This is a genomic window from Salinibacterium sp. (assembly GCF_031364185.1).
GTDB lineage: Bacteria > Actinomycetota > Actinomycetes > Actinomycetales > Microbacteriaceae > Rhodoglobus.
The window spans coordinates 1-7,791 of sequence record NZ_JANLVV010000259.1 but is presented as its reverse complement, the minus strand read 5'-3'; the positions used below and the strand labels follow the sequence as shown (position 1 = coordinate 7,791).

Annotated in this window: 8 protein-coding genes; 5 read left to right on the top strand and 3 right to left on the bottom strand. The window is 64.7% G+C overall.

Going from position 1 to position 7,791, the window contains the following annotated elements; all coding sequences use genetic code 11:
* From RMN95_RS11395 to RMN95_RS11375, 5 genes are all read left to right on the top strand, one after another.
* A partial coding sequence (locus RMN95_RS11395) for a DUF3418 domain-containing protein (protein WP_309617027.1) occupies positions 1 to 1,058 on the top strand: 1,058 nt, incomplete at its 5' end.
* A 39-nt stretch (positions 1,059 to 1,097) separates the two neighbouring features.
* Entirely contained in the window at positions 1,098 to 1,562 is a 465-nt protein-coding gene (locus tag RMN95_RS11390) for a hypothetical protein (RefSeq protein ID WP_309617026.1), read from the top strand.
* A complete protein-coding gene (locus tag RMN95_RS11385; protein ID WP_309617025.1) occupies positions 1,556 to 1,783 on the top strand; it encodes a helix-turn-helix transcriptional regulator in 228 nt (75 codons plus the stop codon). Before RMN95_RS11390 ends, RMN95_RS11385 begins: the two co-directional genes overlap by 7 nt.
* Positions 1,784 to 1,847: 64 nt before the next feature.
* Complete coding sequence (locus RMN95_RS11380; RefSeq protein ID WP_309617029.1) at positions 1,848 to 2,048, top strand: zinc-binding dehydrogenase; 201 nt, start codon at positions 1,848 to 1,850, stop codon at positions 2,046 to 2,048.
* Between the two features lie 66 nt (positions 2,049 to 2,114).
* Positions 2,115 to 2,960: a CoA ester lyase gene (locus RMN95_RS11375; RefSeq protein WP_309617028.1), complete on the top strand. Its 846-nt coding sequence runs from the start codon at positions 2,115 to 2,117 to the stop codon at positions 2,958 to 2,960.
* 22 nt (positions 2,961 to 2,982) lie between these two features.
* On the opposite strand, the gene secA is transcribed toward RMN95_RS11375, so the two are convergent.
* From secA to RMN95_RS11360, 3 genes are all read right to left on the bottom strand, one after another.
* The gene (gene secA, locus RMN95_RS11370; RefSeq protein WP_309617024.1) at positions 2,983 to 5,775 is read right to left on the bottom strand and encodes a preprotein translocase subunit SecA; all 2,793 of its coding nucleotides are present in this window, start codon (positions 5,773 to 5,775) and stop codon (positions 2,983 to 2,985) included.
* Between the two features lie 91 nt (positions 5,776 to 5,866).
* Positions 5,867 to 6,559 carry a ribosome hibernation-promoting factor, HPF/YfiA family gene (gene hpf, locus RMN95_RS11365; RefSeq protein ID WP_309617023.1) on the bottom strand — a complete coding sequence of 231 codons (693 nt, stop codon included), beginning with the start codon at positions 6,557 to 6,559 and terminating at the stop codon, positions 5,867 to 5,869.
* A 103-nt stretch (positions 6,560 to 6,662) separates the two neighbouring features.
* Complete coding sequence (locus RMN95_RS11360) at positions 6,663 to 7,361, bottom strand: phosphoribosyltransferase family protein (protein WP_309617022.1); 699 nt, start codon at positions 7,359 to 7,361, stop codon at positions 6,663 to 6,665.
* Positions 7,362 to 7,791 lie beyond the last annotated feature (430 nt).

Genomic DNA, 7,791 nt, shown 5'->3' with positions numbered 1-7,791 from the left:
CGCCCGTGACCCCCGCCGACTTCGACCTGGAGCGGGTTGCTGCACACCTGCGAGTGACCTTCGCGGTGATGGATGACCGTGGCCAGCGCCTCGCGAGCGGCAAGGTGTTGAGCGCACTGCAGGCGAGCCTCAAGCCCGCGGCACGGGCAAGTGTTGCCCGCGCCATCGACAGGCCGCGCGAGGAATCCCCGGCAGACCCTCTCGAGCGCGCCGGCGTCACCACGTGGGATTTCGACACGCTCGACCGCAGCCGCGACACCCGGCACGGCTCCAACACGATTCGTGCATACCCGGCCCTGGTCGACGAGCGCACGAGCGTTGCCATCCGGCTGATGAGCACGCCCGAAGACCAGGCCGCGGCCCATCGCCTGGGCGTGCGCCGGTTGCTGTTGCTGGCCATTCCCTCTCCGACCGGTTACGTGCAGGAGCACCTCACCACCAGCGAGAAACTGACGCTCGCCCAAAGCCCGTATCGCACCACGGCCGCGCTGTTCGAGGACTGCATGGTCGCCTGCATCGACGCCGTGATCGGCGATGGCCAGCTGTTTACGCGGGCCGAGTTCGAGAAGGCTCGGGATCAGGTCTCGGCCACCATCGTCGACGCCCTCTTCCAGACCGTCGCGCTCGTCTCCCGCATCACCGCGAAGGCCCGCGAGGCCGATAAGGCCATCAAGTCCGCGACGAGCCTCGCCCTGATCGCGCCGCTCGGTGACGGTCGCAGCCAGCTCGACGCGCTCGTCTTCGACGGGTTCGTGAGCGCCGCCGGGCTTCAGCGGCTGCGCCGTATCCCGGCCTACCTGGACGGCCTGGTGCACAGGGTCGGCAAGCTGGTCGAGAATCCGTCCCGCGATCGGGCGTGGATGACCGAGGTGCAGCTCGCGCAGGGGCGGTATGTCGCCGCCGGCGGCGCCCTACCGGTCGACCCCGCAGCCCAGCCCCGCCTCATCCGGGCCCGCTGGATGCTGGAGGAGCTGCGCCTCAGCCTCTTCGCCCAGCACATCCCCACCGCAGAGCCCGTCAGCCTGCAGCGCATCACGAAGATGCTCGCGGAAGTATAGTTTTCTTGACATTGTGTCTAACTTCTTGTACATTCTCTCATGTCAGCAATTCTTGACATTCCGACGGGGAGAATAATGGCATTCGAAGAGAAGAGCGCGTGGATCATGGGGGTCCTCGCCGTGGCCGCGTACACGACCTACGCCATCATCGTGCTGGGGATGAGCCGCGCGGTGCCACTCGTGCAGGTCGACTATGTTCCGGCGATGCTGTGGAGCATCGGGGCATCCATTGTCGCCTCGATTGTCATGCACGTGATTATTGGCATTGCCTCACCGAAGAATGCCGATAAGAAAGACCAGCGCGATCGGCAGATTTACCGGATGGGTGAGTACACCGGCCAATCCTTCGTCGTGGCGGGAGCGCTGGCGGCGATGCTGATGGCGATGTTCGGCTTCGACTATTTCTGGATCGCCAATGTCATCTACCTCGCATTTGTGCTCTCGGCGATCCTGTCGACCATCGCCAAGGTGGTCTCATATCGGCGAGGGATGCCGGCGTGGTGAAGCCGACGAGTGTCACCAACTCGATTCGCGCGCTGCGATTCGCGAATGGCGAGATGACCCAGGCCGATCTCGCCGAGCGCATCGGAGTCACGCGCCAGACCGTTATTGCGATCGAGCAGGGGCGTTACTCCCCTTCCCTCGAACTCGCGTTCCAGATTGCCCACGTTTTCGGCACCCCGCTCGATGACGTGTTTCAACACCCGGGAGGAATCACTCGATGAAAGCGATAGTTCAGGATGCGTATGGCCCGGTTGAGGTGCTGAAACTCCCGGCGCCGAACACGTGATGGACTACACGGCGCGCGATCTCGACGTCGGACTGCTCTCGACCGAGTCGAGCGACGACCGTCGTGCGCTCACCGGGTTCGTGGATGCCGGCACCCTCGTGCCCGTCATCGACAGGCAGTACCCCCTCGCCGAGGCTGCCGCCGCCATCACCCGGATCACCGAGGGGCACGCCCGCGGCAAGGTCGTGCTGACGGTCTGACCCCACCCGCAGGATACGGCTAGCCTGTGGAGGGCGCCATTGCCGTGTGCCCGCGTGAGAGAGGTTATGCAGTTGCAGCAGAATGTGCCCCGTCCCGTATCGGCGGAGATTTCCCGCTCCTGGTTGCTCGTCGCCGCCACCCGGCCCGAGTCGTTCGACGCCGCCGAGAGCTCCCGGGCCGACCAGATCATCCTCGATGTCGAAGACGCCGTCGACCCCGGTCTCAAAGACCAGGCCCGCGCCGATGTCGTCGACTGGCTGAGCACCGGCGGCAGCGGATGGGTGCGAATCAACGACCGCACCTCCAACTTCTGGTCAGACGATGTCGACGCCCTCGTCGGAATCCCCGGATTGCTGGGAGTCATGCTGGCCAAAGCCGAGTCTCCCGAGCACGTGTCCGAGACCTTCGACCGCCTTCACGGTGCCACCCCGGTGATCGCCCTGGTGGAGTCGGCACTGGGCATCGAAGAGGCCGCGAACATCGCTCGCGCGCGCGGCGCTTACCGCCTCGCATTCGGCAGCGGTGATTATCGGCGAGATACCGGCACCAGTTCAGACGACATGGCCATGGCCTACCCGCGTTCCCGACTGGTCATTGCCAGCCGGGTCGGAAACCTGCCGGGCCCCATCGACGGCCCGACCGTGGGCTCGAACCATCCGGTGCTGCGCGAGCAGGGTGGCGTCGCCGTGGCGCTCGGGATGACCGGCAAACTGTGCCTCGATATCGAGCAGCTGCCCATCATCAACGAAGTCATCAGCCCCACCCGGTCGGACGTGGCGTGGGCACGTGACTTCCTCGCTGACTTCGAGGCCAGGGGCAGGGTCGTGCGTGACGGCAGCGACCTGCCGCGGCTCGGGCGAGCGCAGAAAATTGACAAACTCGCGCGAGCGTTCGGGGTGGAGCCCTCCTAGGTGGGAGAGGGCCCCGGCCCCGCTAGCGCTTCTTCTTGTGTGCGTGACCCTCCTGGGCGCGACGCTCGGCACGGTTCATCGGGGCTGGCGCTTCGGCGTCAGCACGCTGGCCGAAGGCTCCCCGCGCCGCGGGCTGCTGCGGGGCAGCCTGCTCGCTCGCCCGCTGGGCACGCGCCGTGGCAGCCTGTTCGACCTGGCCACGCTGGTTACGCACCTCGACCTCGCCCTGGGCGTCGGCGCTCGGCGCCGAATAGCTGAGCCTATTGGTGTCGGTGGCGGGGGCCGCGAGCCCCTTGGCCTCGACACCCGAACCGCCGGTCACCTCCACTTCGAGGTTGAATAAGAATCCGACCGACTCCTCGCGAATCGAACCCATCATCGACTGGTACAGGGCGAAACCTTCGCGCTGGTACTCGACGAGCGGGTCACGCTGTGCCATCGCGCGCAGCCCAATGCCGTCCTTGAGGTAGTCCATCTCGTAGAGGTGGTCGCGCCAGCGGCGGTCGATCACCGAGAGCACAACGCGTCGCTCCAGTTCGCGCATGGCGGGCTCCCCGAGCTGGCCTTCGCGACGCTCATAGGCGAGCCGGGCATCCGACATGATCTCCTTGGTCAGGAAGGAGGTGGTCACCTTCCCGGCGGAGCCCGCCTCGGTCAGCACTTCATCGCTGGTGATCGAGATGGGGTAGAGCGTCTTCAGCTCGGTCCACATCGCGTCGTAATCCCAGTCATCGGAATGGCCCTCGGCGGTATGCACTTCGATGACCTCGGTGATGACGTCCTCAAGGAAATGGGTGACACGATCCTGCAGGTCATCACCCTCAAGGATGTGGCGGCGGTCACCATAGATTGCCTCGCGCTGGCGGTTCAGCACGTCGTCATACTTCAGCACGTTCTTGCGGATCTCCGCGTTGCGGCCCTCCACCTGGCTTTGGGCGCTCCGGATGGCGCGGCTGACGACCTTCGACCCGATGGCCAGATCGTCGGGAACGCTTCCCCGACCCATCAGGGCTTCGGCGGCACCGCTATTGAACAGTCGCATGAGGTCATCCTGCAGCGAGAGGTAGAACCGGCTCTCGCCAGGGTCGCCCTGTCGGCCGGAGCGACCGCGGAGCTGATTGTCGATGCGACGCGATTCGTGGCGCTCGGTGCCCAAGACGTAAAGACCCCCGACATCGACGACTTTGTCCGCCTCGATCTGAACCTCTTTCTTGACCGACTCGTAGACGCCATCCCACTCGGCCTCGTACTCGTCAGGAGTTTCGCTCGGGCTGAGGTTCTTGCCGTTCATCTGGGCGACGGCCAGGAACTCGGCGTTGCCCCCCAGCATCACGTCGGTGCCACGGCCGGCCATATTGGTGGCCACGGTGACGGCGCCGAGTCGACCGGCCTGGGCGATGATCGCTGCCTCACGAGCGTGGTTCTTGGCGTTGAGCACCTCGTGCCTGACGCCCTTTTTGGCCAGCAACCGAGACAGCAATTCGCTCTTCTCGACGCTCGTCGTGCCCACCAGAACGGGTTGGCCTGTGGCATGGCGGCCCACGATGTCTTCGACGACCTGCTCGAATTTCGACTGCTCATTCTTGTAGATCAGGTCAGACTGGTCTTTGCGCACCATCGGCTTATTGGTGGGAATCGGGATGACGCCGAGCTTGTACGTGCTCATGAACTCGGCGGCCTCGGTCTCGGCCGTACCGGTCATCCCGGACAGCTTCGAGTACAGGCGGAAGTAGTTCTGCAGCGTCACGGTAGCCAGCGTCTGGTTCTCGGCCTTGACCGCTACACCCTCCTTCGCCTCGATCGACTGGTGGATGCCCTCGTTGTAGCGGCGGCCCATCAGGATGCGGCCGGTGTGCTCGTCAACGATCAGCACTTCGCCGTTCATCACGACGTAGTCCTTGTCTTTCTTGAACAGCGACCTGGCCTTGATGGAGTTGTTGAGGAACGAGATCAGCGGGGTGTTGGCCGACTCGTAGAGGTTGTCGATACCGAGGTAGTCTTCGACCTTTTCGATTCCAGACTCAAGCACCCCGACCGTGCGCTTCTTCTCGTCAACTTCGAAGTCGACATCCGGAATCAGTTTATTTGCCAGGTTTGCGAATTCGGTAAACCACCGATTGGCTTCGCCCGACGCCGGCCCCGAAATGATCAGCGGGGTGCGCGCCTCATCGATCAGGATCGAGTCGACCTCGTCCACGATCGCATAGGCGTGGCCGCGCTGCACCATGTCGACGGCCTGCCACGCCATGTTGTCGCGCAGGTAGTCGAATCCAAACTCGTTATTGGTGCCGTAGGTGATATCGCAGGCGTACTGTTCTCGACGCTCGGGCGGAGTCTGACCGGAGAGGATGACGCCCACTGACATTCCCAGCGCGCGGAAAATGCGCCCCATCAGCTCGGACTGGTAGCTCGCCAGGTAGTCGTTGACCGTGATGACGTGAACGCCCCGGGACGGGATGGCGTTCAGATACGCGGCGAACACTGCGGTCAGGGTCTTGCCCTCACCGGTCTTCATCTCGGCGATGTTGCCCAGGTGCAGGGCCGCGCCTCCCATGGCCTGCACGTCGAATGGACGCATGCCCAGGGTGCGCTGGGCTGCCTCCCGAACGGCAGCGAAGGCTTCGGGCAGCAGGTCATCCAGCGACTCGCCCGCAGAAAACCGCTCCCGCAGTTCTACGGTCTCGTTCTTGAGCTCGTCGTCGGTCAGCTCCCTGAAGTCTTCTTCGAGGTGATTGACTGCCTCCGCGTAGTTCTTGAGGCGTCGAAGAAGTCGACCCTCACCTACGCGAAGCGCGCGTTCGAGAACGTTGGCCACCGATAACTCCACTCTTCGTCGGGATGCTCCCGAGCTTCCGGCACGACAATAAGCGCGTTGCCGGTGGCCAAGCGTACCAAGCCGAGGCGACTTAGCGCCGAGCGCTGCGACCTCTCGCGGCTACTGTGGGCACTTCCTCAGTCTCTTCCTCAAGGCCGATGACCCCGTAGTCCCACCCTTTGCGCCGATAGACGACACTCGGGCGGTCGGTTTCGCTGTCAATGAACAGGAAGAAGTCGTGCCCCACAAGTTCCATGTGGTCAAGAGCATTCTCGACCGTCATTCGCGAGGTGGGAAACACCTTTCGACGGATGACTACCGGCGAGTAATCCTCATCCCCGGGCTCGGGCTCCGCCGCCTGCACCGGAATGGACCCGGTGATGACGCGCTCCAGCACTTCGGGGCTGGCCGGGGTGATGTCGACCACCGAGAAGCCACCGGTGGTGGCCTCGCGCAGCGACACGGGGCGGTGCTGGCCACGATGCACCTTCTTACGATCCTTCGACTGGCGCATCCGCTCTACGAGCTTGGCCATGGCGAGGTCAAACGCGACGTACTTGTCTGAGCCGGCTGACTCTGCGCGCACGAGTGGGCCCGGCCCGATGAGTGTGAGCTCGACCCGGTCGTCACCACTGGCGCCCCTGGTTTCGTGGTGGCGAGTGACTTTGATCTCGAATGCGATGGCTTTGTCAGCGAGATGATCGACCTTTTCGGCCTTCTCTATCGCGTATTCCCTGAACCTGTCGGTTACCCCCAGGTTTCGTCCGCTGACGGTAATTTCCATGGCGACCTCCCAGCCCTCATGCGCGGCCGCCAGAGTCTGAACGCACCTCAGACAGAGCCCCCATGCACACGAGGCGGTGCCTGAATGCAAACCCAGGCGGATTTCATTCTGCGCCTTTTGCCCCACCGTAGTCCTCGGCGGTGGGCTTGTCACGCGCCGGGAACAACCTCGGAGTAAACGCCAAAGTTGCCGCCCCCACCACCTCTCCGCCCGCGGTGCGAATCGCCCTGGCCGCCTCATCCAGGGTCGCACCTGTCGTCAGGATGTCGTCGACCAGCACGAACCTGCGGCCCGCCAGCGACCCGCGTGCAATTAGCGCTCCGCTCAGGTTCTGCGCCCGTGCCGCGCTGTCCAGAGACTTCTGAGCCGCCGTGCGCCGGGCAGGCACCAGCACCCTGGAGCGCGCGAATCCGGTGGGGCGCACGAGCATGGCCACGGGGTCATAGCCCCGACGCCGGTACGAAGCGCGGCTGGTGGGCACCGTCACGAGCTCGGCGAGGCCATGAGCGAGCGAGCGGCGGATGGCGGCCTCGAGAGGCCGTGAGAGCGCCGTCGCCACATCCGTTCGCTGGTGTTCTTTGAGGGCCAGGATGATGCGCCGCACCCGCCCCTCGTAACGAAGCGCAGTCACCACGGCAAGTCCGCCGGCCGTGATCCGGGGAGTCAGATCGGCGGCCAGCTCACGCACGCAGTCACCGCACAGCCCACGGTCTTCGGCACCGCATCCCGCACAATCGACCGGCAGAAGCAGCGCCCAGGCGTCGAGCAGAGCGCCCCACCATCGCGTCGCCCGTGCCCCCATGAGCCCACCATGGCAGCCCGCTCCCCCCGGTGGGCCGCTCTAGGAAAATCTGTGCACTACAAGCGCCTGTGCACCGCGAACGCCGGCGCTGCGAACGCCGGCGTGCTGCTAGGGCCGGGCACTGTGAACGCCTGTGCATTGCTAGAGCCTGTGCGCTGCCGCCTGCCAATGCACATCTGTGCGGCGCGACCCTCGGGACTTCCTCTTTCCCCTGTCATCCCACCGCCGATGCCGTCGAGGCCGCGCACACTGTTGCACTGGCCTCCTGAAACCACCCCGTGCAACAGCAGCAGTGTGAGCGGTCTCGATTCGTCGCTGGCGCACGGACCGACCGGCGCTGCGCGAGTGGACCAGTCCTACCACTTGGACCGTAGCCATCATCGAGAACGCCACTTCTGCTGCCTAAACCATGATCTATCCAGCAGAAGTG

Bases quoted from the DNA above. Each gene is read 5' to 3' on its own strand.
- RMN95_RS11390 (WP_309617026.1), top strand. From the start codon at position 1,098: ATGTCAGCAATTCTTGACATTCCGACGGGGAGAATAATGGCATTCGAA.
- RMN95_RS11380 (WP_309617029.1), top strand. From the start codon at position 1,848: ATGGACTACACGGCGCGCGATCTCGACGTCGGACTGCTCTCGACCGAG.
- RMN95_RS11375 (WP_309617028.1), top strand. From the start codon at position 2,115: ATGCAGTTGCAGCAGAATGTGCCCCGTCCCGTATCGGCGGAGATTTCC.
- hpf (WP_309617023.1), bottom strand. From the start codon at position 6,559: ATGGAAATTACCGTCAGCGGACGAAACCTGGGGGTAACCGACAGGTTC.
- RMN95_RS11360 (WP_309617022.1), bottom strand. From the start codon at position 7,361: ATGGGGGCACGGGCGACGCGATGGTGGGGCGCTCTGCTCGACGCCTGG.